A 26563-nucleotide genomic window follows, 5' to 3' on the forward strand; every position below is an offset into this window, starting at 1 on the left:
TTCAGCGTAATAATCAGGCCAGGTTCTTCGCAACGAAGTCCCAGTTGACCAGCGCCCAGAAGTTTTCCAGGTATTTCGGACGGGCATTACGATAATCGATGTAGTAAGCGTGTTCCCAAACGTCCACGGTCAGCAGCGGCTTGTCGGTGGTGGTCAGCGGGGTAGCTGCGTTGGAGGTGTTCACGATAGCGACGGAGCCGTCTGCTTTCTTCACCAGCCAGGTCCAGCCGGAACCGAAGTTACCGACGGCAGCTTTGGTCAGCTCGTCTTTAAACGCAGCGAAAGAACCGAAGGCTTTGTTAATGGCTTCAGCCACAGCGCCGGTCGGCTCGCCGCCGCCGTTGGGAGACAGGCAGTTCCAGTAGAAGGTGTGGTTCCATACCTGAGCCGCATTATTGAATACGCCGCCGCTGGAGGTCTTGATGATCTCTTCCAGGGATTTTCCTTCGAACTCGGTACCTTTAACCAGGTTGTTCAGGTTTACCACATAGGTGTTGTGGTGTTTACCGTAGTGATATTCCAGCGTTTCTGCGGAAATGTGCGGTTCCAGAGCGTTCTGGGCGTACGGTAATGCGGGTAATTCGAATGACATTGCTTTCTCCTCGTATCTGTTTAAACAGATCAGTATTTTATTTCCGGACTTTCACCAGCGTTGAACGCCGGTGAACGGGTTTATTAAATATGAAAAAATCTTGTTGTCGCGTTGTTATGGGATGGGATTTTAGCAAGTTTTCAGTCTAATAACAGGACAAAAATGGTTTTTTAGTTATCGGCTGGCGAATAGTGCGTCAGAAGGCGGGGGGCGTACGGTGGGAAAGAATGTCATTCGGGGAGGCGCAGCGGCCTCCCCGAAAGGCATTCAGCGGATTGTTTTCGGGGTAATTACCCGGCGGGCGCCGATGTAATGGCCTTGCCAGTAGTCATCGCCCAGCGAACTGATGCGAATTTCTTCTCCGGTACGCGGAGACTGAATAAACTTACCGTCGCCGAGGTAGACGCCGACGTGATCTGCCGCTCCGCGGCTATGGATACGGAAGAACACCAGATCGCCGCGTTCCAGTTCCCCTTTCTTGACCGGGGCGGCGTCGCGCAGGTGATACATCTCATTGGCGGTGCGGGGCATCTTGATGTTAACCAGATCCTGATAGGCATAATAAACCAGCCCGCTGCAATCGAAGCCGGTATGAGGAGAGTTTCCCCCCCAGCGATAAGGCTTGCCAATTTGCCCCATCAGCTTATTCATCGCCGTTTGTTTGGCGTGTTGATAGCGTTTTTTATGCTGCGGGCTGAGGTGGATCGGGCCGGAATTATTCTGCGCCAACGCGGCGGATCTTAATTTTTTCCCGCCACGCTGGGTGCCATACGCCTTTTTACCGTGCTGATGTTTGCTGCTGCGGTTGCCGGCGGTTTTTATTGCGTTGCGCGAGGTGGCGTTCTTTTTCTTTACCGTGTTGCGGGCGGTTTGGGATTTCTCTGAAATTGATGTGGCTTTGGTACGTTTACTTTTTTCTTTGGTATGCGCGACAACTTTCTCTTTCTTGCTATTAACGGGCTTACGCTTCTTTTTATCCGCGACAGCACCGGGGGCTGCATGAGATTTTCGCTGATCGGTGACCGCTTTATTATGTTGCGGCGATGCGCTCGCAGAATAAGAAAAAAGCTGTGCAAACAGCAGAACAAAGAGCGTAATCAGTAAACGCATTTTTGTAGTTTCCAAGCTTCTTGCCAAAAAATAGGGTGCCGACAGTATTAATGAAACTTTCCCAACAAAACAGCCTTGAATCATTCCATTTCCGTTCCGTTTGTGACGAAATGTTTCATGGCATCGATTCGCTGGCATTTCATCCACATACGGCGCTAAAAATCACCGGAAGGCGATAAAAAAGTATCTTAATGGTATATTTAGTCCGTTTTTGTGAAACGTCAAACAGAACGCGGGGAATTTTGCTTGCCGGAGGACGTTTTTCGCATGATACCCCTTTAAAAGATGTTGTTTTTTTCCACGCCTGACAACCGTTACAATGGCGGCGTGCACGTCGCGGGCATAACACTGGTTAGAGGAAGTAATATAATGACGACGATTGAAAAAATTCAGCGCCAGATTGCTGAGAACCCGATTCTGTTATACATGAAAGGTTCACCGAAACTGCCGAGCTGCGGTTTTTCCGCTCAGGCGGTGCAGGCGCTTTCCGCCTGTGGCGAGCGTTTCGCGTACGTGGATATTCTGCAGAATCTGGATATTCGCGCCGAATTACCGAAATACGCCAATTGGCCGACGTTCCCGCAATTGTGGGTGGATGGCGAGTTGGTTGGCGGATGCGATATTATCCTGGAAATGTATCAGCGCGGTGAATTACAGGCGTTGATTAAAGAGACGGCGGCTAAATATCCGGCTCAGGAAGATCAGGCATAATATTTCGTTATGGCTTATAACAAAGGCGCCGATGGGCGCCTTTGTCGTTTGTATCACCGCAACGCGCGTCTATTCATGGTGATCGGCGGAAAGCGGCCAGCCGCCGAGGCGCTTCCAGCGGTTTACCAATTCGCAGAACAGAAGGGCGGTTTGACGGGTGTCGTACAGCGCGGAGTGCGCCTGGCTGCTGTCAAACGGAATATTGGCGGTGATGCAGGCTTTCGCCAATACGGTCTGCCCCAGTACCAGCCCGCTCAGGGCGGCGGTATCGAAGGTGGCGAAGGGATGAAAGGGGTTGCGTTTCAGCCCGGCGCGTTCCGCCGCGGCCATCAGGAATGAGTGATCGAAGTTAGCATTATGCGCCACCACAATAGCCCGGTTGCACCCCTGATCCTTCACGCCTTTGCGCACCGTTTTAAAAATCGCATGCAACGCTTCATATTCGCTGACGGCGCCGCGCAGCGGGTTTTTCGGATCGATGCCGTTAAACGCCAGCGCTTCCGGCGACAATACGGAGCCTTCAAACGGCTCGACGTGAAAGTGCTCGGTTTCGTGGGGGACCAGCCAACCTTCATCGGTCATGCGCAGGGTAACGGCGGCAATTTCAAGTAATGCGTTGCTGTGAGAATCAAAACCGGCAGTTTCTACGTCGATAACGACCGGGTAAAAGCCGCGAAAACGTGCGCTCAGCGTGTTGGGATTGGATGTGTCGGCCATGTTCACTTTTGGGTTGGAAAAAAATCAGCGGCTATTATGACAAATTTTCGCGCGCGATGCAGGTGCGGAACGGGATGAAAGTGCGGATGCCGCAGCATCCGCGATGTCACGGAGGAAATCAGTTGCCCAATCCCTGGCCGGCTTGTTTATTTTCGATCAGTTCGATTTTGTAGCCATCAGGATCTTCAACGAAGGCGATAATCGTCGAACCGCCCTTGACCGGGCCGGCTTCACGCGTCACTTTGCCGCCGGCCCGGCGGATTTTGTCACAGGCTGCCGCGACGTCATCAACGCCGAGCGCTATGTGGCCGAAGGCGCTGCCCATGTCGTAGCTGTCTACGCCCCAGTTATAGGTCAGTTCGATAACGGAACCTTCGCTTTCGTCGCTGTAGCCCACAAAGGCCAGGGAGTACTTATATTCTTCGTTTTCGCTGGTGCGCAGCAGGCGCATGCCCAGAATGTTGGTGTAGAAGTCAACGGAACGCTTCAGGTCGCCAACGCGGATCATGGTATGAAGTAAACGCATATTTTCCTCAGTAGCCGTAAAAACACCCCGGCTTTATAACATATTCCCGTGCCGGTATGCAGCGGGTGAATCCATGAGAAAGAAAAAACGCCCCGGATGGCCGGGGCGGGGAATTACAGAACCGGATAATCCGTATAGCCTTTGGCGCCGCCGCCGTAGAAGGTTTCCGAATGCGGTTCGTTGAGCGGGGCGTGTTGTTTCAGACGCTCCACCAGATCAGGGTTGGCGATATAGCTGCGGCCGAATGCCACGGCGTCAATCAGCCCTTTGTTCAGTAAGGTTTCCGCTTTTTCCGCGTCATAGGCGCCGGCACCGATGATGACGCCATGGAAGCGTTCGCGCACCGCCTGACGGAAGGCATCGCTGTACGGTTTGCCGCCGGCCCAGTCGGGTTCGGAAATGTGTACGTAGGCCAGATTGCGCTTGTTAAGCTCCGTCAGCAGATATAGTGCGGCCTCTTCCTGATCCTCGCCGTTATCCAGGCCGTTGAAAGGGCCGAGCGGAGAGATACGGATGCCAATGCGGCCTGCGCTCCATGCGCCGACGGCGGCATCGACCACTTCCAGCGTCAGACGGGTACGGTTTTCAATACTGCCGCCATATTGATCGGTACGGTGGTTGGACGCCGGCGACATGAATTGATGCAGTAAATAACCATGCGCGGCATGCAGTTCGACCAGGTCGAAACCGGCATCACGCGCCAGGGTGACGGAATGACGGAAATCGTTGACGATCCCCGGAATTTCTTCTGTTTCCAGCGCGCGCGGAACGGAGCAGTCAACCCGAACCGGGTTACCGTGCTCATCCCGCAGCGTGGTGCGGGTGTTTTCGGCGGCGATCGCTGAGGGCGCAACCGGAGCCTGATTATTCGGTTGCAGGCTGTTGTGGGAAATTCGGCCGACGTGCCATAGCTGAACGGCAATGTGTCCGCCCTTTTGGTGTACGCCGTCAACGATGTGTTTCCAGGCGGCAAACTGTTCGGGCGTATGCAGCCCCGGCGCGCCGGCATAGCCTTTGGCCTGGAAAGAAACCTGGGTGGCTTCGGTAATCAACAGGCCGGCGCTGGCCCGCTGGCCATAGTATTCCCCCATCAGCGGAGTCGGAATGTCTCCCGGCTCGATGCTGCGTAAGCGTGTCAGCGGCGCCATAAAAACGCGGTTGGGTAACGTAACCGCGCCAACGGTAACCGGGGTAAACAGCTTTTCAATTTTCATACACATTCCTCAGACAAAGGCTGCATCCATCGTTGCTGATTGCAACGCAGTTTCGGATTATCTCGCGTCAGGAATGATGCTAGTAGACCAGTTGGTCTAAGTCAAGGCGTATGCAAGCAACACAAATGTTACAGAAGTTGTGTGTGAAAAAATACGTTGATATTTAAAGGAGAATGCTCTGTGACAACGTCACAGAGCAGGGGTCGGAGGATTAAAGAGCAGGGGCCGGAGGATTAATAGGCCGCGGTAAATTGCTGTTTAATGAACTGAGGTTGTTCAATTTCATTCAAAATCGCGACGGCAAGATCCTGAACGGAAATACTGGCCGGCGCATCGCCGTCCATCAGCAACTGCGTCGTACCCAGACGGAATTTACCTGTCCGCTCGCCCGGTTTCAGAATAGCGGCCGGTGAAATCAGGCTCCAGTCCAGCGAACTTCCGGCGCGCAGTTTATTACGCAGCTCGCGCGCGCCCTGGGCGCCGGGGCGGATGTCGGCAGGGAACTGCGGCGTATCAATTAATTCGACGCCCGGCGCGACTTCCAGGCTGCCCGCGCCGCCCACCACCAGGAAACGGCGTACGCCGGATTTTTCGACGGCGCTGAGTATGGCATCGCTTCCCCGCACGAACTGCTGGTACAGGTCAGGAGCGGACCAACCGGGGTTAAAGGCGCTGATCACCGCGTCTTGCCCGCGCAATTGCGCCGTCAGCCATTCCGTATCATTCACATCGCCGAGCGCCAGGGTAAGCCCGCGGGTCTGCGGCAGATCTTTGGCGCTGCGGGCGATGGCGGTGACCTGATGACCGCGTTGCAGGGCTTCATCTACGACGATGCGTCCGACAAAACCGGTGGCGCCGATAATAACAAGTTTCATTTTTCCTCACTCAATGGGTCTGTATTCACATGAGATGACTTTATAGCTTAATAATAGATATGATAAGTGGCATATTTTACTTACTTCTTTAAGTAAAACTTTAAAATCACCGATGGATAAACTTAACCGAATGGCGGTATTCGCCATCGTTGTGACAGAAGGGTCGTTCAGCGCGGCGGGCCGGCGCCTGGGGATTTCTGCGTCGGCGGTGAGCCAGCATATCCGGGCGCTGGAAGGGACGGTGGGCGCGGCGTTGTTTCACCGTTCAACCCGCAAGCTGGCGCTGACGGAGGCGGGAGCGGCGTTTTACCCCGGATGTCAGGCCATGCTGAACGAAGCCCATCAGGCGGAACAACGGCTGGCGGAAATGCGCGATACGCTGGTGGGGGAACTGCGCATTGCATCAACCGTCGGTATCGGCGGCACGCCGTTAGCCCGGGCGCTTTTTCCGCTGCTCCAGGCCAATCCGGGGCTGACGCTGCGCGTGCTGGCGGATGATGAGATCGTCGATCTCATCGGCGAACGGGTGGATATCGCGCTCAGGGTGAACCGCACGCTGGAGGATGCGTCCTATATCGCACATCCGCTGGCCGACTGGCCGATGGTGATATGCGCCGCGCCGCGTTATCTTAGCCGCTGGGGCGTGCCGGAAACGCCTGAGGAACTGGCGGTGCACCACTGGCTGATTAACGGTTCCGCCGCCGGCCCGGCGCAGCCGACGGTGCTGCATCATCGCAGCGGCCGGCGTTTTCATTTCCGAATTCCTCCCGGAGCGGTGAACAGCAGCAGTATGAACGTTCTGCGGGCATTTACGCTTGAGGGGGTGGGGATGTCGTTACAGCCGCTCTATGAAATCGATGGCGAACTGGGGCGCGGGGAACTGATCGTCCTGCTGCCGGAGTGGCGCGCCGATCCGTTGAAATTGCATGCGCTGACGCTGGAAAAAGTGCATACCGAAAAGAACCGCCAGGCGCTGCGTTATCTGCGTGATTATTTTCAGCACCTACCCGAAAGAGGTAAAAGTTAGAATTTACTTGCTTAAGCACGGTTTAACGGTTTCACTTAAGGCATGCTATGGGAGGTTATCAGGTGACGCAACAACTTGAGTTTTTTGATATTCCCAGTCCATGCCGGGGCATTTGCCAAACGGATGAACGCGGTTATTGTCGCGGCTGTATGCGCAGCCGTGAGGAACGCTTTAACTGGATGAAACTCAGTGACCCGCAAAAGCGGGAAGTGCTGCGCCTGTGCCATCAGCGCCGCTTACGCCTGTCGCGGGCGGCGAAAAGCGAGGTCAAGGACCAGCCGGAACAACCTTCTTTGTTTTGACGGAACAGGGAATTGAAGGCCGGGGGAATTGGCCCATGGAAAATACGTCTGGAGAACAGTGATGAAGAAGACGATCTTGGCAACAGCCTTGTTATGTTGCGGTATCGCGCATGCTGCCACACAGGAAGTAACGCTGAATCAGGTGACCGATCAGGGAATCGGCGCCTCCGTGGGTACGATAACGATCAGCGAAACGCCTTATGGTCTGCTGTTTACGCCGCATCTGAGCGGCTTGCCTGCCGGCGTACACGGCTTTCACGTTCACGAAAACCCCAGTTGCGATACGGCGATGAAAGACGGGAAGCCGGTGGCGGCCCTGGCGGCCGGCGGTCATTTCGACCCGGCCAAAACGGGTAAACACACGGGGCCGTATGATGCGAACGGACATCTCGGCGATCTGCCGGCCGTTTACGCAGACGACAAAGGAAACGTGACGTATCCGGTGTTGGCGCCGCGTTTGAAAACGCTGAAAGACGTTGAAGGCCGTTCCCTGATGGTTCACGTTGGCGGCGATAACCATGCCGACGATCCCGCGCCGCTGGGCGGCGGCGGTGCGCGCATGGCGTGCGGCGTGATCGGTGGCTGAACCGGACCGGCCGGCTGATGCCGGCCGACGGGAATTATGCCGGCGTGGTTTTCCCGGCGGGCATAATTCCCGGTGTAATCCCGCCCTGTTGCAACTGAGAGAGCGAGCAATACAACCGCCAGATTAACCCCGCCAGATCGCGGGCGGCGCGATCCGGATGCTGGGCCAGCGCATTGCTCATCCGCTGCAGTTCCAGCAACGTGGCATCCAGCGAATGATGCTGCACCCCTTTCTCCGTCATAATCCCTTTCAGGTAGTGAATACAGACGTCGCGCACCGCAACCAGCGGATCGGAGCGCGTCTGCCAGTCGCGTAACTGCCAAACCACGTGGCTGCAGTTCAGCAGCACCACGCCCCAGCGCAGCACCCAGGCGCGGGATTGCTCATCCTTGCTTTGATTAAGTTGGCTGACCCGGTGATAGATCAACGACTCGAACTGGCTTTCCGTCAGCTGCGGCTTTTTACTCAGCTGGTCGATAAAGTCGCGCCGCAGGGCATGGATAAGCCGGCGGCTTTTGCGCTTATCGGAGCTGGGCCTCAGAATCTGGAACGCGAGGGCGGCCAGCATGATGCCGCACAGCTTGGCCAGGTTGTCATTGATGAAATCCTGGTAGTCATAGCTCGGCGGATTCGTGATGGACAGAAATGACCCCATGTAAACGATGATCTGTCCCCACAACGCAGCGTATTTGAGCTGCTGTTGTTTGAATAGCTGCATGGTGAGCAGAATCGGGAACATAAAGGCGCAGAAAACCCAGAAATCATCAATCTGCACCATCAGGCCGAATTTCAGGACAAAGCAACCGATGCTCAGCAACGCCATCGATTTGAACAACGTCATGAGGGTGTTGATCGGCGTGGCAACGGAGGAATAAAGGACACAACTGATCGCGGTGATCGTTAGCGCGCCGGCGCCGTTGCTCCATTGGGTTGTAATCCAGAAAGCGCATCCCAGCAGCAGGCACAGGAAAGTGCGCAGGGCGTTATAAGCGGCTTCGGTACTGTCGGTATGGCGGGCAAGGGCGGTGACTTTGGGCGGCGCCAGCGTTTCTACCGGGCTGGCTTGCTCAACGCGCTGCAGCCAGCGACTGCTCTGCAGATAGAGCCAGCAAAAATAACGTAAACGCAGCCAGAAGGCCCGCTGACGATAGTTGAACGGGTCGTCCGGATAAATTTGGCTGAGGATTTTTGCCAGGCGGTACTTGTTGGTGCCGGGGTCCTGCAGTTCGAGCAGCAGGGCCTGTAACGTATCCTGCAGGTTATCCGGCCGATCCTGCCAGTTCAGCATCATGCGCCGCAGGCTGGAAATAACGCTGATAACCCGTAGCTGCCGGTGCAGCAGAAAATTCAGCGTCGCGTTATTGCGACGGAAGTGATGGTGGCTCCAGAATGCCTGAATTCTCAGGATGTTCATGGTCAGGATCTGGCTGATGATGCCCTCATGAGAGGTGCGCATCTGCAGCGTAGTTTCCGGCTGCCAGAGCATAGTGGCGTGTTCCAGCAGGCGCTGGTGCATGCGGCGCAGCGAAACCAGCAGCGTGTTGCCGTCGGAGGTACTGGGCAGAATCATCATCATCAACGCGCCGCATAGCAGCCCGGTGATGACTTCACATACCCTGGCCTGCGCGATGTCGAAAATCTCCATTGAGTCCGTGGTGTCAATGGTGGTAAAGGCGATGATGGCTGCCGTGTAGCCGGCAAGGGCGAAAGCGTAGGCAACGTTATTCTGATAATGGTTGGAAATGTAGGTACACAGTGCCAGCCAGGCACAAATATAGAAAGTAAACAGCCATGGGTCGTTGAGGCACTGACCGGCAATCAGCATTGAAACGCCGGCGCCGAGCAGACTGCCGAGTATTCGGCCGATGCTTTTACTGATAACGCCGCCAACCGTGGGAAAGCTGACGACCGCCGCAGACGTGAATGCCCAGTAAGGCTCATCCAGATCCAGCAGGAAAGCAATCCATAATGCCAGACACATGGCGGTGGCATTGCGCACCGCGTAACGCCATTGCCCGCCGGTCGCTTTTCCCCAGGGGCTGTTTTTCCATTCTAACCACGGAATGTTCACATCAGGCTCGCTCAGTCATGAACCGAAATGGTGCAGGTGGTGCCGGCAACCAGGACCACGCCTTCGGGAACGTCGGTCAGTTTAACGCGTACCGGGATTCGCTGAGCCAGTCGTACCCAGGGAACGTTGGGCTTAACGTTCATCAGCATATCGTCGCTGGCATCCACGCTTTGGTCATAAATAGCACGCCCGATGCTTTCGACTTCGCCTTTCAACGGAATGTTGCCGTTATAGAGTGTGATGTCTGCTTTGCTGCCCGCCCGAATGTGACGTAGCTTGGTTTCTTCGAAATAACCCATTGCATAAAATGAATTTATATCAACCAAAGCTACCAAAGGTGCACCGATGGATGCATAATTCCCGACGCGGGTCGCTAAATTGGTAATGTATCCTTCTGCGGGCGCAGAGATATTGGTATGCTCTAGGTTCCATTTAGCCTGAGCCAGGTTCGCCTGAGCCACTTTATACGAGGCTTTCATCGCCTGAGCATTAAGTCGGGCTTCGTCGAGATTCTCCGCTGAGATTACGTTAGGCGGCAGGTTTCCGCGACGCGAGGCTTCGTGATTGGCCTTGGCTAAATCGGACTCTGCTTTGGCCAGCGTGGCCTGGGCATTATCAAGGGCTATCTGAAAGGGCGTTGGGTCGAGGCTGAAAAGTACATCGCCTTTGTTTACTTTCTGATTGTCACGGATATTAACGGCAATGATTTTACCGGACACTTCCGGAGTGATATTTACCAGCTCGGCACGAATTTTTCCGTCGCGGGTCCAGGGGGATTGCATATAGTAATTCCACAACCACCATCCGGCACAGATGGCGACTGCGCAAACAATAACCGTTGAGAAATATCTGAGAGTATTATGCTTCATTTTGTTTACCAACTGGTTAATAACCAAAGCGCTCCGCTGACGCAGATGACGAAGAGTGAAAGATCCATCAAGGTGGGATGCCAAATATCTCCGGAATATATCCAATCGCGTAATGCGCGATGAATTAGTAACCAGAATACGAGTCCTAAAAGGAATGCTTTAAAAATCGGAGGAAAATACAGCGAAGCGCCGAGAATGAGATCGGGCAGTGGAGCGCCGGGGTTTGTTGATAACGTATCCACGAAGTGTTCCTGTTTGCTGCAAAGATCGGGTGTTAGCATAGCTGTAAAGAACTATAGATCACAATGTATTCATCAGGATCAGCTTTATGCTCCTGTAACATAAAGAAATAGTCAAAACAGTCTGGGTAAAATATATTAGCATGCTAATTATAAGGAGGGAAAATTGGAATCAACACTAGGATCAGATTTAGCACGATTAGTTCGCGTTTGGCGGGCATTGATCGATCAGCGCCTGAAGCCGCTGGAGTTAACCCAAACACACTGGGTAACGCTTTACAGCATCAATCGCTTGCCGCCTGAGCAGTCTCAGATTCAGTTAGCGAAAGCAATTGGTATTGAGCAACCTTCACTGGTGCGGACGCTGGATCAGCTGGAAGAGAAGGGATTAATAACGCGCCACACCTGTGCTAATGACCGACGTGCCAAACGCATCAAGTTAACGGAAGAGGCTGCACCGACGATTACCGAAGTGGACAGCGTGATAACCCAGACCAGAAAGGAAATTTTAGCAGGTATTTCCACAGAAGAAGTTGAGCTTTTGATTCGCCTGATAGACCGCCTGGAACAGAACATTATTCATCTGCAAAACAAATAATTGGTAACTTGTTTTCATCTGGCTAGACTTACAGCACACGAAATGAAATTGAAAAGACCGGAAACCTTGTTTCCGGTTTTTTTATTCCTGAATACCAAGGTTGATAATGCAGCGATTTATCTCAAATTAAGATATTTACTCAGGAAGAAGTCGGAAAATTTGGCTTATAACAAAAAAACGCCTCGTGAAAGAGGCGTTTTAATTCGGAAATAATTAGGGAATCAGTTCGGTGAAACCGTAACGTTATTACCGCTACCGATCAGCATAACGCGCTGCCCCTGACTAAACGGCTTATCACCGTTTTTCTGTACCACAACGATGGATTTACCGTCATCTTTACGAACAACCATCTGGATGCCGTTGGTACGGTTAACAGCACCTTCGATAGCGCTGCCCGCTACACCACCGGCGACTGCGCCAGCAGCGGTAGCCAGACTACGGCCTGTGCCTCCGCCAATGGTATTACCCAACAGACCGCCGATGACCGCGCCGCCCAGGGTACCGATTACGTTCGCATCATTGCCAGCCTGAATCTGAACCGGTTTAATGCTGACGATGGTGCCATAGGAGACGTCCTGGGCCTGTTTGGCCTGACGGGAATCGTAAACATCACCGGACAACGTACTGGTGTTTGCGCAGCCAGCCAGCGTTGCGGTGGCAATTGCGACAATGATTAAACGCTTAAGCATAAATACTCCTTCCATTTTAGCCTTCTCCATAACCGGTACGAAAAGTACCTGTGTGTAGCGGGCTAATATAATGTTAACTCAGGGACGTTGATACGGGATGTGTGCTCCCCTCTCAATATCCGGCAGCATAAACTGAACTGAGTCAACCAACAATAAACAGTTATTTTACTTCCTGTATCCGGTATAGCGAAACATGCCATTACCTGCCAGTTTATCCCGGTAACTGCGCATAAGGTAGTGTAACCGTAAAAATGATTACTCACACTCCGTGCTGCACAAAGTCATGTTTCCCGGCTTTTGTTAGGCTAACCTCTGGACGTAAAATGCAAAATTAGATAAATCTGCTTCAGCTTTACTGAATACTTCCTATATTGCGATAGACCGTCATGAGAAGGATAAGGGGAATGAGATCAGGACGTTATGTGGGCGTTATGTCCGGCACCAGCCTGGACGGCATTGATGTCGTGTTAGCCGCCATCGATGAGAATATGGTCGCCCAACAGGGGCGTTATTCTCATCCTTTGCCTCTCGATGTTAAGCGTGATGTTCTGGCGATGTGCCAGGGGCAGCAAACCACGCTGGCGCAGGTCGGCGAGCTTGATCGGCGCCTGGGGAGCCTGTACGCCGAGGCGATTTGCCGTTTGCTGAAGCAATGCGGCCTGATGCCGCGCGACATCGCCGCCATTGGTTGCCACGGGCAAACGGTATGGCATCAGCCGGAAGGCGCGCAGCCGTTTACCCTGCAATTGGGCGACAACAACCGCGTGGCGGCGTTGACCGGAATCACTACCGTCGGGGATTTTCGCCGCCGCGACATGGCGTACGGCGGGCAGGGGGCGCCTTTGGTGCCGGCGTTTCATCATGCCTTGCTGGCGCATCCGACGGAGCGCCGTATGGTGCTGAACATCGGCGGTATTGCGAATCTTTCCCTGCTGTTGCCGGGCGTGCCGGTACGGGGGTTTGATACCGGGCCGGGGAATATGCTGCTCGATGCCTGGGTATGGCGTAATAAGGGCGAGCCTTATGACAAGGACGCCGGTTGGGCGAAGCAGGGGAACGTCAGCCAACCGTTGTTGCAGCAGATGCTGGCGGAAAGTTATTTCGCCCGGCCGGCGCCCAAGAGCACCGGGCGCGAATTGTTTAACCTCGGTTGGCTGGAGCAACAGCTCCGGCGCCTGCCCGGCCTACGCGCGGAGGATGTGCAGGCCACGCTGGCGGAGTTAACGGCGGTGAGCATCGCCGATCAGGTGCTGCTTGCCGGAGGATGCGAGCGCTTGTTAGTGTGCGGCGGCGGCGCCAGGAATCCGTTGATTATGGCGCGTTTATCCGCGTTATTACCGGGAACGGAAGTGTGCGTCACCGATAATTATGGTGTCAGCGGGGATGATATGGAGGCACTGGCATTTGCCTGGCTGGCTTACCGGACGATATCCGGTTTGCCGGGAAATTTGCCTTCGGTGACCGGCGCGTCGCGGGAAACAATCCTGGGCGCGATTTATCCGGCCAACCCCGATGACAGAGAAAAGGTAACCATGGGAGAAACAGAATGATCAAATATGTTGTATTGGCCGGGGCCGTGCTGGCCCTGTCAGGGTGTCATCTGCTGCGTGGCGGCAATGAGGCGCCGGAGAAACTGTCTTATCAGTGCGGCACGATGCCGCTGACGGTGTCCCTCGATAAAGCCAAATCTGAAGTCAGTTTTATCATGGACGGCACGCCGCTGACGTTGCCGCAGACCGTCTCGGCATCCGGTGCGCGCTACAGCAACGGAACCTACACCTTCTGGTCGAAGGGCAACAAAGCGTTTATCGAACGTAACGATAAGGTCGTCGTCGACGATTGTACTCTGCAACCGGCGAAGTAGGCCGTATGCAGGAGGAGATGGACGGAACCGTTTCCTCCTGGCACTGTCCCTATAGCTGCGCCGAAACTGTCATTACTGTACCCATCCGCACTAATCTCATTTAAATTCAAATTATTAGCTTGTTTCAGAGTCTTTTACGGCCGCCATATGTCTGCCTGTGCCCCGTCACGGGTGAATTGAGATTACACGTTGCCCGGCGCAGAATAGCCTTCAGCAAAATTCACGGGTCAGGACTACGATATGAGCGACAATCACGAACTTCATCTTGAAGATTTACGCCGGGAGTATACCCATGGCGGACTGCGCCGCAGCGACCTGACGGACGATCCCCTCGAGTTATTCGAGCGCTGGCTGAAGCAAGCCTGTGACGCGCGGCTGGCCGATCCGACGGCGATGTGCGTCGCCACCGTGGATGAACGGGGCCAGCCCTATCAGCGCATCGTGTTGCTTAAACACGTCGACCAGCAGGGCATGGTGTTCTATACCAACCTTGGCAGCCGCAAAGCGCAGCAACTGGCGCACAACCCGCGCGTCAGCCTGCATTTCCCCTGGCACACGCTGGAGCGGCAGGTCAGCGTTCTGGGCGTGGCGGAGCGCTTGTCGATGCTTGAAGTGATGAAATATTTCCACAGCAGGCCGAAAGACAGCCAGATCGCGGCCTGGGTATCGCGCCAGTCTTCGCGTATTTCGACCCGCGGCGTGCTGGAAAGCAAGTTTCTGGAATTGAAACAAAAGTTTTCGCAGGGAGAGATCCCGTTGCCCAGTTTCTGGGGCGGATTCCGGGTAAAAATCGAGTCCGTTGAGTTTTGGCAGGGGCGGGAGAGCCGGCTGCACGATCGCTTTCTATACCAGCGCGACGGAGATGGCTGGACGATCGACCGTCTGGCGCCGTAAACGCTGGCATAACGGGGAGTTGGCCTTTATTCTATAGCGTTCCGTCGCCGGCGTTTTAAGGTCGTCGGTGCAACAACGACTATTGGCATAAATCAAATGGAGTCATTAATGGCAAGCAGCAATCTGATAAAGCAATTGCAAGAGCGGGGCCTCGTGGCCCAGGTAACGGATGAGGAAGCGCTGGGTGAGCGACTGGCGCAAGGGCCAATCGCACTCTATTGCGGCTTCGATCCGACCGCAGACAGCTTGCATTTGGGCCATCTGGTGCCGTTGCTGTGCCTGAAGCGTTTTCAGCTCCAGGGTCACAAGCCGGTGGCGTTGGTGGGCGGGGCGACCGGCCTGATCGGCGATCCGAGCTTTAAGGCGGCCGAACGTAAGCTGAATACGACAGAAACCGTGCAGGAGTGGGTTGATAAGATCCGCCGCCAGGTCGCACCGTTCCTGGACTTCGACTGCGGTGAAAACAGCGCCATCGCGGCCAACAACTACGATTGGTTCGGCGATATGAACGTGCTGACCTTCCTGCGCGACATCGGTAAGCACTTCTCCGTGAACCAGATGATCAACAAAGAAGCGGTGAAGCAGCGCCTCAACCGCGACGACGTGGGCATCTCCTTCACCGAGTTCGCTTACAACCTGCTGCAGGGCTATGATTTCGCCAGCCTGAACAAACTGCATGGCGTTGAGCTGCAAATCGGCGGCTCCGACCAGTGGGGCAACATCACCTCCGGTATTGATCTGACCCGCCGCCTGAACCAGAAGCAGGCCTGGGGGCTGACCGTTCCGTTGATCACCAAAGCGGATGGCACCAAGTTCGGTAAAACGGAAGGCGGCGCGGTATGGCTGGACCCGAAAAAGACCAGTCCGTACAAATTCTACCAGTTCTGGATCAATACCGCGGATGCGGACGTCTATCGCTTCCTCAAGTTCTTCACCTTCATGGAACTGAGCGATATCGACGCGCTGGAAGAAGAAGACAAGAACAGCGGCAAAGCGCCGCGCGCCCAGTATGTGCTGGCGGAAGAAGTGACCCGTATGGTTCACGGCGAAGAAGGGCTGGCGGCGGCGCAGCGTATTACGCAGAGCCTGTTCTCCGGCGCGCTGAACGAACTGACCGAGAATGACTTCGCCCAGCTGGCGCAGGACGGTATGCCGGTTATCGAACTGGATCGCGATGCCGATCTGCAGCAGGCGCTGGTTAACGCTGAACTGGTTCCGTCACGCGGGCAGGCTCGTACCATGATTTCCTCTAACGCGGTGACGATTAACGGTGAAAAGCAGTCAGATGCGGAATACGTCTTCACCGACGCTGACCGTCTGTTCGGGCGTTACACGCTGTTGCGCCGCGGTAAAAAACATTATTGCCTGATTTGCTGGAAATAAGGCAACGGGAAGCAACGAGGGGACGTCAGCGTCCCCTCACTCTTTAATGACGATAGCCGCCTTGTGCGGTGATGCAGGCCGTATCCATGAAGAATATTCTGTCCATCCAATCACACGTGGTGTTTGGCCACGCCGGTAACAGCGCCGCTGTGTTTCCTATGCGCCGTATGGGCGTTAACGTCTGGCCGCTGAATACCGTTCAGTTCTCCAACCATACCCAGTACGGGCATTGGACGGGGTGTGTGATGCCCGCCAACCACCTGACCGATATCGTTCAGGGCATTGCGCACATCGGCAAGCTGAAAACCTGCGATGCGGTGCTGAGCGGCTATATCGGCTCGCCTGAGCAGGGCGGACATATTCTGGATATCGTGCGCCGGGTGAAGGAGGCCAATCCTGCCGCCTGGTATTTCTGCGATCCGGTGATGGGACATCCGGGCAAAGGCTGCGTGGTCGCGCCCGGCGTTGCGGAATTCTTCTGCAAAGATGCTGTCGCATGCAGCGATATGATGGCGCCAAACCTGCTGGAGCTGGAACAACTGAGCGGGCGTACCGTTCAGTCGGTGGAGCAGGCCGTCGATGCGGCGCGTGAGATCTGCGCCCGCGGGCCGCGCGTGGTGCTGGTGAAACATCTGGCTTATGCCGGTTACAATCCGGATCGTTTTGAGATGGTGTTGGTAACGGCGGATGAGGCATGGCACATCAGCCGTCCGTTGGTGGACTTTGGTGAACGTCAGCCGGTAGGCGTGGGCGATCTGACCAGCGGCCTGCTGTTGGTTAACCTGCTTAAAGGGGAGTCGCTGGGCAAGGCGCTGGAGCACGTCACCGCGGCGGTTTATGAGGTGATGCTGACCACCAAAGAAATGCAAGAATATGAGTTGCAGGTGGTCGCGGCGCAGGACAGGATTGCGCACCCGCAGCATAAATTCGAGGCCGTCGCGCTGTAACGCCGCAGGCAGAAAAGAAGAATCCCGGTTCAGTCATTCTGAGCCGGGATTTTTTTATGCCGGAAATCCGTTATTACTTCAGGCCTTCTGCCGTCAGCGCTGCGTCTACAGCCGGGCGCGCGGCTACGCGGGCCATATAATCGGTCAACGCCGGGTAGGCGGACAGATCGAAATGCAGCGCTTTGGCCCATCCTATCACGGTAAAGAGGTAAGCATCGGCCACGCTGAAGCGGGAGCCGAGCACATAAGGCTGCTCTTTCAGAACGCCGTTAAGGTAGGCAAACTGGCGCTCCAGCTTCTGGCGGGCGATAGCCTTATACTCTTCCGGCGTTTGCGGCGTGAAGAACGGGACGAACCCCTTATGTAGCTCGGTGGCGATATAGTTCAGCCATTCGATGGCGTGATAACGCGCCAGCGTTCCGGGAGGGGCGATCAGGTTACGATCCGGCACCTTGTCGGCCAGGTATTGCACGATAGCCACACCTTCCGTCAGCAGGCTGCCGTCGTCCAGCAGCAGGGCCGGAACCTGTCCTTTCGGGTTGATCTTGAGATAATCTTCGCCGTGCTCGGTCTTCTTGGTTGCCAGATCGACTTTTTCCACCGTGAAATCGAGGCCGGCCTCGCGCAGGGTGATGTGAGGGGAAAGGGAACATGCACCCGGTTTATAAAACAGTTTCATCAAACTCTCCTTAGACGGTTTATGTGACTGGGATGAGTCAGGGGTCGTAATGTGATCATCATATTACTGGGATGTCACAGAAATGTCAGTTCCATGCCGCACGTTTTACGTGCAGGACTGCGTCGGCGGCAATGAATTAATGATAATAAAAAAGCGCCCGCAGGCGCTTTTTTAAAGGATGACTGAAGGCTTACTGCGCTTTGGCAAGTTTTGCCTGATCAGCCGGCTCATCGTCCTGCGTCATACGGTTCAGCTTCGGCGCGGCCAGCAGCATCAACACAGCGATAACCGCGGTGGCGATACCAATCTGCATGAACACGTGGCTGTAAACGGCCAGGGAAGCGTGTGCATCGCTGATGTCGGACGGTACGGCGGTCAGCGCGGCAACTTTACCGGCGATAATGGCGGCGGCGGCGGTGGTCAGGAACCAGGCACCCATGATGAAGCCCATCAGACGCTGCGGCACCAGTTGTGCAACCATCGCCAGACCCAGGCCGGAAATCATCAGCTCACCGATACTCTGCAACGCATAGCTCAGGATCAGCCAGTTAACGGAAACGATGCCCTGTTCGTTGGCGAAGCTGGCGCCCCACGGCAGAACCAGGAACGCGCCGGAACACAGCACCATACCGATGGCGAATTTGTACGGCATCGGCAGGCGATCGCCCATCTTATTGTACAGCGCGGCCAGAATCGGGCTGGCAACCATGATCCAGAACGGGTTCAGCGCCTGATACTGCTCAGGTTCGAACTCAATACCCAGGATAGCGTGTTCAACGTTGTGGATGGCGAAGAAGTTCAGCGACGTCGGCATCTGGCTGTACAGCACGAAGAACACGACGGCTTCGATCATCAGCAGGAACGCGACGATCATTTTACGACGGGCAGCGCCTTGCAGGGCGAAGGTTTCCTTAGCGAAAACCGCCAGAATGCCCAGGGAGATAAACAGCAGCGCCCAGCGGGCAATGTTCTGGTTATGCAGCAACCAGGAGGATATGGCGATCAGGATAACAACGGCGACCAGCGTTGCCAGCAACTTGCCGATGTTCAGCGGTTCGAAGTCCGGCTTGGAACCCTGATTTTTCACCCAGCGACGGCAGAACATGAAGTTCACGATGGTGATCAGCATGCCGACCACGCTCAGAGAGAACGCGACGCTCCAGCCGTATTTAGCCGCGAGCCAGGGCGTAGCGAGCATGGAGAAGAAAGAACCGATGTTGATGGACATATAGTACATGGTGAATGCACCGTCCAAACGCGGGTCGTTCTTATCGTAGCAGGTGGAAAGCAGCGAAGACGGGTTGGCTTTGAACAGGCCGTTACCCACCGCGATGGTTGCCATACCCATATAAACCAGGGAAACGCTGTGGCCGGAGTAAGCCACCATCGCATAGCCGATAGCCAGTACGATGGCGCCCAGCACGATAACGCGCTTGGTGCCGAGGACTTTATCGCCCAGCCAGCCGCCGATGGCGACGAAGCCGTAAACCAGCGCACTGAATGATGAGAACAGGGTGATGGATTCTGCTTCACTCAATCCCAGCATTTTGACCAGATAGACGGCCATAATCCCTTGCAGGCCGTAAAACCCGAAACGTTCCCACAGTTCGATGGAGAAGATGAGATAGAACGCTTTGGGTTGTTTGAAAGCGTTAAGACTTATGCTTTCATTACTGTTGTTGTTTGCAGTTGACACAAGGTACCTCTAGTTTTTCACAACCTGCCTTACGGACAAGACAAAAAAAGTAGAATCCAGCGATGCGGGAGCATCCTGTTTGATAGTTATGAGCTGGAATGACGGCGGTTAATGTTCACTATATGCCGCATCGTGACAATAGTTTTGACATATTCTGTTACACAAACTCCCCGCAGGATAATTCGTTGATGTTACAAATGTTACGCAGAATGATTCATTGTGTTTTTTTGCTTTAGTTGAATGAATGTTCTGCACAGAAGCTGAGCGGCGCCGTTTTTGTGATATATTCTGCTGTAAAAATCAAAATCAGGGATATCTGCCATAAATATCGGAATCGCCAGATGTATCTGCATGAAAAATAGCAAACCAACACAATTATCCAAAATTTGAATAGTCTAAGAATTCATGATCGAAAATATCGCCCTTTTATATGTGATCGGGATCAAAATAATAAGTAAAAAATACTTGTAGTCATCATGAAAGCAGAAGCGTCTTGAATGATTGGATATTCCCCGGCGCAGGGAATACCCATACGTGAAATATCAATTTTCGGGGTAAACTTTCTCTTTGAATTCACACAGATCTTCGATGATGCAGGAGCCACAGCGCGGTTTGCGCGCCACGCAGGTATAACGCCCGTGCAGAATCAGCCAGTGGTGGCAATCAAGCCGGAATTCCGCCGGAACGACTTTCAGTAGCCTGGCTTCTACTTCATCCACGTTTTTCCCCGGCGCGAAGCGGGTGCGGTTACAGACGCGGAAAATGTGGGTGTCGACGGCGATGGTCGGCCAGCCGAATGCGGTATTAAGCACCACGTTAGCGGTTTTACGCCCGACGCCGGGTAACGCCTCCAGCGCTTCGCGGTTTTCCGGCACCTCGCCCTGATGTTGCTCAAGCAGGATACGGCAGGTCTTAATGACGTTTTCCGCCTTGCTGTTATACAGGCCGATGGTTTTGATGTACTCCTTAACGCCGTCCACGCCCAGCGCCAGTATGGCCGCCGGCGTATTGGCGACCGGGTAGAGCAGTGCCGTTGCCTTATTAACGCTGACGTCCGTGGCCTGTGCCGACAACAGGACGGCAATCAGCAATTCGAACGGCGTGCTGTAATTCAGCTCCGTCGTGGGTTTCGGATTGTTATCCCGCAGTCGTTGCAGGATTTGAATGCGTTTTTCCTGGTTCATTCCGTTCTTACCGTCATGATTAGAGAATTGTCTCGCCGTTTGGCACTGATCCGGCGGATGACGCCTTGCTGGCCTTGCGCATCTTCATCTTTTCATCGATGACATACTTCAGCGCCAGCAGCAGCCCCAGCCCGAGGAAGGCGCCGGGAGGCAACATCGCCAGCAGGAATGGCGTATCGACGTGGATGATCTCAATGCGCAGCGCCTTCGCCCAGGAACCGAGCAGCAAATCTGCGCCGTCGAACAGGGTGCCGTTCGCGCAGATCTCGCGCAGCGCGCCGAGCACGAACAGCGCGCCGGTGGCGCCCAGCCCCATTGCCAGGCCGTCGAGAGCGGAAAGCCCGACCGGGTTTTGCGCAGCGTAGGCTTCAGCGCGGCCGATAACGATGCAGTTGGTGACGATGAGCGGAATAAAAATGCCCAGCGACTCATACAGCCCGAACGCGTAAGCGTTAATCAGCATCTGCACTGCGCTGACCACGGAAGCGATAATCATCACGTAGATCGGGATGCGGATTTCATGCGGCACCCAGCGGCGCAGGGCGGAAACGGCGCTGTTGGTGCAAACCAGCACCAGCGTGGTCGCCAGCCCCAGGCCGAGGGCGTTGGTGGCGGTGGAGGACACGGCCAGCAGCGGGCACAGACCGAGCAACTGCACCAGCGCGGAGTTGTTTTTCCATAGCCCGTCAACGATCAGCTTCTTGGCTTCACTCATGATTTTTCTCCTGCGCAGCGCGGCAGGGCGTCCAGTTGCCCGTGGGCGGACTGCAAAAACGCCGCTGTACGGCGAACTTCATTCACGACCGCGCGCGGGGTGATGGTCGCGCCGGTGAACTGGTCAAACTGTCCGCCGTCTTTCTTTACCTGCCAGGCGGGGTCATTTTCGCCCTGAACGATTTTATCGCGCAGGCTGTCGATCCAACCAGAAATACGGATGTCAATTTTGTCGCCCAGCCCCGGCGTTTCGTGATGCTCCAGCACCCGCACGCCCAGCACCTTACCATGAAAATCGGCGGCGACCAGCAGTTGAATGGCGCCGGAATAGCCGTCGGGCGCGGTGCTTTCTACCACGGCGGCAACCGGCTCATCGCCGTTACGCGCCAGATATAACCGGTGCGGCGCGGTGCCTCCCTGGCGGGGATCGGTGACCAGGTAACAGGCTTCCTGCAACGCATTATTATAGAGCGTGGGCGAGATGACCTGATCAAACAGCTTTTGTTGCTGAATTTCCGCCTGCCTGGCGATGGTTCCCTGCGTCAGTTGATTCACCACGGCAGTCAGGCCGGTCGCCATGGCGGCGAAAACGGCCAGCGTGATACCGTGGCGGCGCATCGTGGTCAGCATTTTCATCCTCCTCAGCGATGGCCGTAAGCGCGCGGCTTGGTGTAATGGTCAATCAGCGGCACGGTGATATTCGCCAGCAGCACGGCAAAGGCCACGCCGTCCGGGTAACCGCCATAGGTACGGATAACCCAGACCAGCGCGCCGATCAGCGCCCCGAAAATCAGACGCCCGCGCGGTGTGGTCGATGCCGTGACCGGGTCAGTGGCGATAAAGAATGCGCCCAGCATGGTGGCGCCGGAAAACAGTTCAAGCAACGGCGGCGCGCTTTGTTCCGGTGCGAAATGCCAGCCGAGCAGGGAGCACAGCGCCAGTGCCAGCAGAAAGCTGACGGGGATTTGCCAGTGGATCATCCGGCGCAGCAGCAGAAAAAGACCGCCCAGCAGATAGCCAAGGTTCACCCACTGCCATCCCAGACCGGCCAACTCTCCCTGGTAAATCGGCTGGCGTAATATGTCGGCTACGTTGCCGCCGGCGCGCAGCGTGGTTTTCAGGTTATCCAGCGGCGTCGCCTGACTCACGCCGTCGACGCCCAGCATCAGTTGGTGCATGTCGTAGCCGGCCGCGGTATGGCCGCTGAAGATAACCGCCAGCGCATCGGTGAAGTCGGGCGGCGTCGCCATCAGTTCTTGTGGCGGCAGCCAGGCGGTCATTTGCACCGGGAATGAAATCAGCAGGACGACATAACCGATCATTGCCGGGTTGAAGGGGTTTTGCCCCAGTCCGCCATACAGTTGCTTGGCGATAATGATGGCGAACAGCGTACCGAGGATCACCATCCACCACGGCGCCAGCGGCGGCAGGCTGACGCCCAGCAGCAAGGCGGTAAGCAGGGCGGAATTGTCGCCCAGCGTAGCGATAATCGGTTTCCGACGCAGCCGCATGACCAGGCCTTCAGCCGCCAGGGCGGTGATCATCGCCAGCGCGATTTGAATCAGCGTGCCATAACCGAAGAAGTGAACCTGCGCCGCAGCGCCGGGAATGCAGGCCAGAATAACCCACAACATAATGCGCTGCGTGCTTTGCCGGTTATGGGTAAAGGGTGAACTGGCGATACGAAAGGCCATTTATTCCTCGTTTTGTTCGGTGGACGACATGGCCGCTTTTTTCGCTTTCACGCGGGCGATGGCAGCGGCCACGGCGGCTTTACGCGGATCGGCGTCGCCAGCTGGTTCTTGCACCGGAGCCGGTTCCTGTTGTGCTGCTTTCTTCGCCTTAGCGCGTGCGATGGCGGCAGCTACGGCGGCCTTGCGTGGATCGATATCGTCAGCGGGCTCCTGCGCCGGGTTGGACTCTTGCTGCGCTGCTTTCTTCGCCTTAGCACGGGCGATGGCGGCAGCTACGGCGGCCTTGCGTGGATCAGCATCATCTGCGGGATCTTGCGCCGGAGCCGGTTCCTGCTGTGTCGCTTTCTTTGCCTTCGCGCGGGCGATGGCAGCGGCCACGGCAGCCTTACGTGGATCGTCTGCAGTATGTGGCGGTGTCACGGAATCGGCAGCATCCTGTTTTTTCGCTTTAGCCCTGGCAATGGCCGCCGCTAGCGCAGCTTTGCGTGAATCGCCATCATTTGCCGGGCCGGAATGCAGGGCATGAATCGCGTCACGCGGCGCGTTCAACGGCTGCATAACCGGCGACGCGTTCGCATCGCCTGCCTGCCGTTGGCTGCGCACCCGCTCCAGCGCAGCCTGCACGATCGCTTTATCAGAATCAGCCACGGTGACTGCCGCCTGTTTGTGACGCAATTCCCGGGCCTGTTTTTCCCGCTCCAGCCGTTCCTGCCTAGCCTCGAAACGAATTTTTGCCTGTGCGGCACGTTCCGAGTCCTGATCTAACAGGCGAATTTCTGCTTTTTCCTTACGGTAATACTGCACCAGCGGAATGTTGCTGGGGCAAACGTAAGCACAGGCGCCGCATTCGATACAGTCAAACAAATGGTGCTGGCGTGCCTTTTCGTGTTCTTCCCCGCGGCTGAACCAGTAAAGCTGCTGCGGCAATAGTCCCGCCGGGCAGGCGTCTGCGCATTTCCCGCAACGGATACAGGATTGCTCCTCCTCCGGTTCGCTGAACTCCGTCCTGGACGGCGTGAGCAGGCAGTTGGTGATCTTCACCACCGGTACGTCCAGCCGTGACAGCGTAAAGCCCATCAGCGGCCCGCCCATGATGACCATGGGAGTACGATCTTCCGCCACAAAACCGCCGGCCTGCAACAGGTGCTTGACCGGCGTACCCAGCAACGCCCAAACGTTGCCCGGTTGTTTCATCAGTTCGCCGCTCAGGGTGACCACGCGTTCAATCAACGGCTCGCCGTCAAGTACGGCCCGTTTAATGGCGAAAACGGTGCCGACGTTCTGCATCAGAACGCCGATGGAGGCAGAGTGTTTGCCGAACGGCACCTCTTTCCCGGTCAGGATACGGGTGAGTTGCTTCGCGCCGCCGGACGGGTATTTGGTGGGTATCACCCGCAGGCTGATGGCGTCATGGTCTTTCAGCGCCTGGCGCAGGGCGGCGATGGCTTCGGGCTTGTTGTCCTCAATGCCGATCAGGGTGCGTTCCGGCGTCAGGATATGACGCAGGATTTCACAGCCGGTGATAATCTCTGCGGCGTGCTCCTGCATCAGGCGATCGTCGGCGGTAATGTAGGGTTCGCACTCCGCCGCGTTGATAATCAGGGTCGTGATCCGTTGTTGTCCGCCGGCCAGTTTGGGCGCGGTGGGAAAACCTGCGCCGCCCAGGCCGGCGATGCCTGCCTGACGGATGATCTCAATCAGTTCCGGCGGCGTCAGGGCATGGAAATCTGCGACGGGATGACGCTCGCACCAACAATCTTCGCCGTCCGGCGTCAGCGTGATGCACAGCTCGCTCAGGCCGGAGGGATGAGCGACGACGTGGGGCGCAATGGCGGTGATGGTGCCGGAGGTCGAAGCATGAACCGGCAACATACGGCCGCTGCCGCGCGTCAGCGGCTGGCCCTTCAGCACATGATCGCCGGGGCTGACCAACAGTTCGCCTTCCGGTCCGAGATGCTGTTGCAGCGGGATCATCATCACCGGCGGCAAAGCAAGACGGCGCAACGGCGCGCGGCTTGATTGCAGCTTCATCTCTGGGGGATGAATGCCGCCGTTAAAGTCCCATAACCGTTCCCGTCTGAATGCGGAGAATAACTTAAACATGCTGTTCGACTTCCCTGAGCGGCGCGGTCTGTTGACGGGGGGCAATGTAAACGGAAACAGGCGCGCTTGGCTCAATGGTGCGGACCGGGATCGTATTCAGGTCCCAGCGCCAGGTTGACGGCGTCGGTTCGACGGGGCGCAGGGTGATGCAGTCGGTAGGGCAAGGCGCTACGCACAGGTTACAGCCGGTGCAGAGATCGCTCACCACGGTATGCACCGCGCGGGTGCTGCCGATGATGGCGTCAACCGGGCAAGCCTGGATGCACTTGGTGCAGCCGATGCAGTTGCCTTCGTCGATCAGGGCAATCAGCCGCACTGGCTCGGCCGAAACGGCGTCGCCGTCAATCGGTTGCGGCTCGATAGCCAGCAGATCCGCCAGCTTCAGCATCACCTGCTCGCCGCCGGGGGCGCATTTATTGATTTTTTCCCCGTTGTTGCAGACCGCTTCCGCATAGGGGCGGCAGCCGGGGTAGCCGCACTGACCACACTGGCTCTGCGGCAGCAGGGCATCGGCCTGTTCCACGATGGGGTCGGCCTCCACGGCGAAACGGCGGGCGGCAAAGCCCAGAATAATGCCGGAGACCAGGGCGATGGCGCTGATGGCGACAATAGCTGTCCATAATGCGTTCATCAGAATTTCACCAGACCGGTAAAGCCCATAAAGGCGAGCGACATCAGCCCGGCGGTAATTAAGGCGATGGATGAACCGCGGAACGGCGCGGGAACGTCGGCGACCGCCAGGCGTTCGCGAATGGCGGCGAATAACACCATCACCAGCGAAAAACCGGCCGCAGCGCTGAAACCGTAGACGGCGGACTGCATGAAGTTGTGCGACTGATTCACGTTAAGCAGCGCAACGCCGAGCACGGCGCAGTTGGTGGTGATCAGCGGCAGGAAGATCCCCAGCAAACGGTACAGCGCCGGGCTGGTTTTCCGCACCACCAGTTCTGTGAACTGAACCACGACGGCGATAACCAGAATAAACGCCAGGGTGCGCAGATATTCCAGCGCCAGAGGGACCAGAATGAACGTGTTGACGGCCCAGGCGCACACGGAAGCCAGGGTTAACACGAACGTGGTGGCCAGCCCCATACCAATGGCCGTTTCCAGTTTTTTCGACACGCCCATAAACGGGCACAGGCCGAGAAATTTGACTAAAACGAAGTTATTGACCAGAACGGTACCGACCAGTAACAGCAGATAATCGGTCATTACGTTACCTAACAGAAGAAAAACCGCCGTATTATCGGCGCTTATGGGCCGGACGACAACTGATGAA

Annotated in this window: 29 protein-coding genes; 10 read left to right on the forward strand and 19 right to left on the reverse strand. The window is 56.0% G+C overall.

Annotated elements, in window-relative coordinates; all coding sequences use genetic code 11:
- Positions 1-13 precede the first annotated feature (13 nt).
- A complete protein-coding gene (gene sodB / locus C8D90_RS02650; protein ID WP_115456851.1) occupies positions 14-592 on the reverse strand; it encodes a superoxide dismutase [Fe] in 579 nt (192 codons plus the stop codon).
- Positions 593-859: 267 nt separating this feature from the next.
- Positions 860-1702 (reverse strand): C40 family peptidase, encoded by an 843-nt coding sequence (locus C8D90_RS02655; RefSeq protein ID WP_115456852.1) that lies wholly within the window; start codon positions 1700-1702, stop codon positions 860-862.
- A 366-nt stretch (positions 1703-2068) separates the two neighbouring features.
- Here C8D90_RS02655 and C8D90_RS02660 point away from each other — a divergent pair, with 366 nt between their 5' ends.
- Positions 2069-2413 (forward strand): Grx4 family monothiol glutaredoxin, encoded by a 345-nt coding sequence (locus C8D90_RS02660; protein ID WP_115457244.1) that lies wholly within the window; start codon positions 2069-2071, stop codon positions 2411-2413.
- Positions 2414-2482: 69 nt separating this feature from the next.
- On the opposite strand, the gene rnt is transcribed toward C8D90_RS02660, so the two are convergent.
- The 4 genes from rnt to C8D90_RS02680 form a co-directional block, all read right to left on the reverse strand.
- Positions 2483-3130 carry a ribonuclease T gene (gene rnt / locus C8D90_RS02665; protein ID WP_115456853.1) on the reverse strand — a complete coding sequence of 216 codons (648 nt, stop codon included), beginning with the start codon at positions 3128-3130 and terminating at the stop codon, positions 2483-2485.
- A 118-nt stretch (positions 3131-3248) separates the two neighbouring features.
- Complete coding sequence (gene gloA / locus C8D90_RS02670) at positions 3249-3656, reverse strand: lactoylglutathione lyase (protein ID WP_115456854.1); 408 nt, start codon at positions 3654-3656, stop codon at positions 3249-3251.
- 113 nt (positions 3657-3769) lie between these two features.
- Positions 3770-4870, reverse strand: coding sequence for an alkene reductase (gene nemA, locus C8D90_RS02675; protein ID WP_115456855.1), 1101 nt, complete (start codon positions 4868-4870; stop codon positions 3770-3772).
- 233 nt (positions 4871-5103) lie between these two features.
- The gene (locus C8D90_RS02680) at positions 5104-5745 is read right to left on the reverse strand and encodes an NAD(P)-dependent oxidoreductase (protein WP_115456856.1); all 642 of its coding nucleotides are present in this window, start codon (positions 5743-5745) and stop codon (positions 5104-5106) included.
- A 112-nt stretch (positions 5746-5857) separates the two neighbouring features.
- On the opposite strand from C8D90_RS02680, the gene C8D90_RS02685 reads away from it, so the two are divergent.
- From C8D90_RS02685 to sodC, 3 genes are all read left to right on the forward strand, one after another.
- Positions 5858-6772: a LysR substrate-binding domain-containing protein gene (locus C8D90_RS02685; protein ID WP_115456857.1), complete on the forward strand. Its 915-nt coding sequence runs from the start codon at positions 5858-5860 to the stop codon at positions 6770-6772.
- A 62-nt stretch (positions 6773-6834) separates the two neighbouring features.
- Entirely contained in the window at positions 6835-7074 is a 240-nt protein-coding gene (locus C8D90_RS02690) for a DUF1289 domain-containing protein (RefSeq protein WP_115457245.1), read from the forward strand.
- Between the two features lie 61 nt (positions 7075-7135).
- Positions 7136-7660, forward strand: a complete 525-nt coding sequence (gene sodC / locus C8D90_RS02695; RefSeq protein ID WP_115456858.1) for a superoxide dismutase family protein — start codon at positions 7136-7138, stop codon at positions 7658-7660.
- 34 nt (positions 7661-7694) lie between these two features.
- On the opposite strand, the gene C8D90_RS02700 is transcribed toward sodC, so the two are convergent.
- From C8D90_RS02700 to C8D90_RS02710, 3 genes are read right to left on the reverse strand one after another with little or no spacing between them, the layout of a single operon-like run.
- Positions 7695-9731, reverse strand: a complete 2037-nt coding sequence (locus C8D90_RS02700; RefSeq protein WP_115456859.1) for an FUSC family protein — start codon at positions 9729-9731, stop codon at positions 7695-7697.
- An 11-nt stretch (positions 9732-9742) separates the two neighbouring features.
- Entirely contained in the window at positions 9743-10600 is an 858-nt protein-coding gene (locus C8D90_RS02705; protein ID WP_115456860.1) for an efflux RND transporter periplasmic adaptor subunit, read from the reverse strand.
- Between the two features lie 5 nt (positions 10601-10605).
- Complete coding sequence (locus C8D90_RS02710) at positions 10606-10881, reverse strand: DUF1656 domain-containing protein (RefSeq protein WP_115456861.1); 276 nt, start codon at positions 10879-10881, stop codon at positions 10606-10608.
- 124 nt (positions 10882-11005) lie between these two features.
- Between C8D90_RS02710 and slyA the strand changes: the two genes are divergently transcribed.
- Positions 11006-11437 (forward strand): transcriptional regulator SlyA, encoded by a 432-nt coding sequence (slyA, locus tag C8D90_RS02715; RefSeq protein ID WP_115456862.1) that lies wholly within the window; start codon positions 11006-11008, stop codon positions 11435-11437.
- Positions 11438-11658: 221 nt separating this feature from the next.
- Here slyA and C8D90_RS02720 read toward each other — a convergent pair whose 3' ends face one another.
- Positions 11659-12126, reverse strand: a complete 468-nt coding sequence (locus C8D90_RS02720; protein WP_115456863.1) for an outer membrane lipoprotein — start codon at positions 12124-12126, stop codon at positions 11659-11661.
- A 404-nt stretch (positions 12127-12530) separates the two neighbouring features.
- Here C8D90_RS02720 and anmK point away from each other — a divergent pair, with 404 nt between their 5' ends.
- The 5 genes from anmK (at position 12531) to pdxY (ending at position 17214) form a co-directional block, all read left to right on the forward strand.
- A complete protein-coding gene (anmK, locus tag C8D90_RS02725) occupies positions 12531-13676 on the forward strand; it encodes an anhydro-N-acetylmuramic acid kinase (protein ID WP_115456864.1) in 1146 nt (381 codons plus the stop codon).
- Complete coding sequence (locus C8D90_RS02730) at positions 13673-13990, forward strand: MliC family protein (RefSeq protein ID WP_115456865.1); 318 nt, start codon at positions 13673-13675, stop codon at positions 13988-13990. The genes anmK and C8D90_RS02730 overlap by 4 nt, the downstream gene beginning before the upstream one ends.
- Positions 13991-14230: 240 nt before the next feature.
- Positions 14231-14884 (forward strand): pyridoxamine 5'-phosphate oxidase, encoded by a 654-nt coding sequence (gene pdxH, locus C8D90_RS02735; RefSeq protein ID WP_115456866.1) that lies wholly within the window; start codon positions 14231-14233, stop codon positions 14882-14884.
- Positions 14885-14992: 108 nt separating this feature from the next.
- Complete coding sequence (tyrS, locus tag C8D90_RS02740) at positions 14993-16267, forward strand: tyrosine--tRNA ligase (protein WP_115456867.1); 1275 nt, start codon at positions 14993-14995, stop codon at positions 16265-16267.
- A gap of 86 nt (positions 16268-16353) precedes the next feature.
- Positions 16354-17214 carry a pyridoxal kinase PdxY gene (gene pdxY / locus C8D90_RS02745; protein ID WP_115456868.1) on the forward strand — a complete coding sequence of 287 codons (861 nt, stop codon included), beginning with the start codon at positions 16354-16356 and terminating at the stop codon, positions 17212-17214.
- Positions 17215-17287: 73 nt separating this feature from the next.
- On the opposite strand, the gene gstA is transcribed toward pdxY, so the two are convergent.
- The 9 genes from gstA to rsxA all read right to left on the reverse strand — a co-directional run bounded on the left by gstA (position 17288) and on the right by rsxA (position 26496).
- The gene (gene gstA / locus C8D90_RS02750; RefSeq protein ID WP_115456869.1) at positions 17288-17893 is read right to left on the reverse strand and encodes a glutathione transferase GstA; all 606 of its coding nucleotides are present in this window, start codon (positions 17891-17893) and stop codon (positions 17288-17290) included.
- 190 nt (positions 17894-18083) lie between these two features.
- Positions 18084-19589 (reverse strand): dipeptide/tripeptide permease DtpA, encoded by a 1506-nt coding sequence (gene dtpA, locus C8D90_RS02755; RefSeq protein ID WP_115456870.1) that lies wholly within the window; start codon positions 19587-19589, stop codon positions 18084-18086.
- Between the two features lie 542 nt (positions 19590-20131).
- Entirely contained in the window at positions 20132-20773 is a 642-nt protein-coding gene (gene nth / locus C8D90_RS02760; RefSeq protein ID WP_115456871.1) for an endonuclease III, read from the reverse strand.
- A 19-nt stretch (positions 20774-20792) separates the two neighbouring features.
- Complete coding sequence (locus C8D90_RS02765) at positions 20793-21488, reverse strand: electron transport complex subunit E (RefSeq protein ID WP_115456872.1); 696 nt, start codon at positions 21486-21488, stop codon at positions 20793-20795.
- Positions 21485-22117: an electron transport complex subunit RsxG gene (gene rsxG, locus C8D90_RS02770; protein WP_115456873.1), complete on the reverse strand. Its 633-nt coding sequence runs from the start codon at positions 22115-22117 to the stop codon at positions 21485-21487. The genes C8D90_RS02765 and rsxG overlap by 4 nt, the downstream gene beginning before the upstream one ends.
- A gap of 11 nt (positions 22118-22128) precedes the next feature.
- On the reverse strand, positions 22129-23181 hold the full coding sequence (rsxD, locus tag C8D90_RS02775; RefSeq protein ID WP_115456874.1) for an electron transport complex subunit RsxD: 1053 nt from the start codon (positions 23179-23181) through the stop codon (positions 22129-22131).
- Positions 23182-25284, reverse strand: a complete 2103-nt coding sequence (gene rsxC, locus C8D90_RS02780) for an electron transport complex subunit RsxC (protein ID WP_115456875.1) — start codon at positions 25282-25284, stop codon at positions 23182-23184. It lies immediately after the preceding gene.
- Complete coding sequence (gene rsxB / locus C8D90_RS02785; RefSeq protein WP_115456876.1) at positions 25277-25915, reverse strand: electron transport complex subunit RsxB; 639 nt, start codon at positions 25913-25915, stop codon at positions 25277-25279. The genes rsxC and rsxB overlap by 8 nt, the downstream gene beginning before the upstream one ends.
- Entirely contained in the window at positions 25915-26496 is a 582-nt protein-coding gene (rsxA, locus tag C8D90_RS02790) for an electron transport complex subunit RsxA (protein WP_115456877.1), read from the reverse strand. The genes rsxB and rsxA overlap by 1 nt, the downstream gene beginning before the upstream one ends.
- Positions 26497-26563: the final 67 nt, after the last annotated feature.

Origin of the sequence: Enterobacillus tribolii, assembly GCF_003363015.1 — a bacterium.
GTDB lineage: Bacteria > Pseudomonadota > Gammaproteobacteria > Enterobacterales > Enterobacteriaceae > Enterobacillus > Enterobacillus tribolii.

What these genes read in the sequence shown, in the direction of transcription:
- sodB (WP_115456851.1), bottom strand. Translation starts at nt 592, where the DNA reads ATGTCATTCGAATTACCCGCATTACCGTACGCCCAGAACGCTCTGGAA.
- C8D90_RS02655 (WP_115456852.1), bottom strand. Translation starts at nt 1,702, where the DNA reads ATGCGTTTACTGATTACGCTCTTTGTTCTGCTGTTTGCACAGCTTTTT.
- rnt (WP_115456853.1), bottom strand. Translation starts at nt 3,130, where the DNA reads ATGGCCGACACATCCAATCCCAACACGCTGAGCGCACGTTTTCGCGGC.
- gloA (WP_115456854.1), bottom strand. Translation starts at nt 3,656, where the DNA reads ATGCGTTTACTTCATACCATGATCCGCGTTGGCGACCTGAAGCGTTCC.
- nemA (WP_115456855.1), bottom strand. Translation starts at nt 4,870, where the DNA reads ATGAAAATTGAAAAGCTGTTTACCCCGGTTACCGTTGGCGCGGTTACG.
- C8D90_RS02680 (WP_115456856.1), bottom strand. Translation starts at nt 5,745, where the DNA reads ATGAAACTTGTTATTATCGGCGCCACCGGTTTTGTCGGACGCATCGTC.
- C8D90_RS02685 (WP_115456857.1), top strand. Translation starts at nt 5,858, where the DNA reads ATGGATAAACTTAACCGAATGGCGGTATTCGCCATCGTTGTGACAGAA.
- sodC (WP_115456858.1), top strand. Translation starts at nt 7,136, where the DNA reads ATGAAGAAGACGATCTTGGCAACAGCCTTGTTATGTTGCGGTATCGCG.
- C8D90_RS02705 (WP_115456860.1), bottom strand. Translation starts at nt 10,600, where the DNA reads ATGAAGCATAATACTCTCAGATATTTCTCAACGGTTATTGTTTGCGCA.
- C8D90_RS02710 (WP_115456861.1), bottom strand. Translation starts at nt 10,881, where the DNA reads ATGCTAACACCCGATCTTTGCAGCAAACAGGAACACTTCGTGGATACG.
- C8D90_RS02720 (WP_115456863.1), bottom strand. Translation starts at nt 12,126, where the DNA reads ATGCTTAAGCGTTTAATCATTGTCGCAATTGCCACCGCAACGCTGGCT.
- anmK (WP_115456864.1), top strand. Translation starts at nt 12,531, where the DNA reads ATGAGATCAGGACGTTATGTGGGCGTTATGTCCGGCACCAGCCTGGAC.
- C8D90_RS02730 (WP_115456865.1), top strand. Translation starts at nt 13,673, where the DNA reads ATGATCAAATATGTTGTATTGGCCGGGGCCGTGCTGGCCCTGTCAGGG.
- pdxH (WP_115456866.1), top strand. Translation starts at nt 14,231, where the DNA reads ATGAGCGACAATCACGAACTTCATCTTGAAGATTTACGCCGGGAGTAT.
- tyrS (WP_115456867.1), top strand. Translation starts at nt 14,993, where the DNA reads ATGGCAAGCAGCAATCTGATAAAGCAATTGCAAGAGCGGGGCCTCGTG.
- pdxY (WP_115456868.1), top strand. Translation starts at nt 16,354, where the DNA reads ATGAAGAATATTCTGTCCATCCAATCACACGTGGTGTTTGGCCACGCC.
- gstA (WP_115456869.1), bottom strand. Translation starts at nt 17,893, where the DNA reads ATGAAACTGTTTTATAAACCGGGTGCATGTTCCCTTTCCCCTCACATC.
- nth (WP_115456871.1), bottom strand. Translation starts at nt 20,773, where the DNA reads ATGAACCAGGAAAAACGCATTCAAATCCTGCAACGACTGCGGGATAAC.
- C8D90_RS02765 (WP_115456872.1), bottom strand. Translation starts at nt 21,488, where the DNA reads ATGAGTGAAGCCAAGAAGCTGATCGTTGACGGGCTATGGAAAAACAAC.
- rsxG (WP_115456873.1), bottom strand. Translation starts at nt 22,117, where the DNA reads ATGCTGACCACGATGCGCCGCCACGGTATCACGCTGGCCGTTTTCGCC.
- rsxD (WP_115456874.1), bottom strand. Translation starts at nt 23,181, where the DNA reads ATGGCCTTTCGTATCGCCAGTTCACCCTTTACCCATAACCGGCAAAGC.
- rsxC (WP_115456875.1), bottom strand. Translation starts at nt 25,284, where the DNA reads ATGTTTAAGTTATTCTCCGCATTCAGACGGGAACGGTTATGGGACTTT.
- rsxB (WP_115456876.1), bottom strand. Translation starts at nt 25,915, where the DNA reads ATGAACGCATTATGGACAGCTATTGTCGCCATCAGCGCCATCGCCCTG.
- rsxA (WP_115456877.1), bottom strand. Translation starts at nt 26,496, where the DNA reads ATGACCGATTATCTGCTGTTACTGGTCGGTACCGTTCTGGTCAATAAC.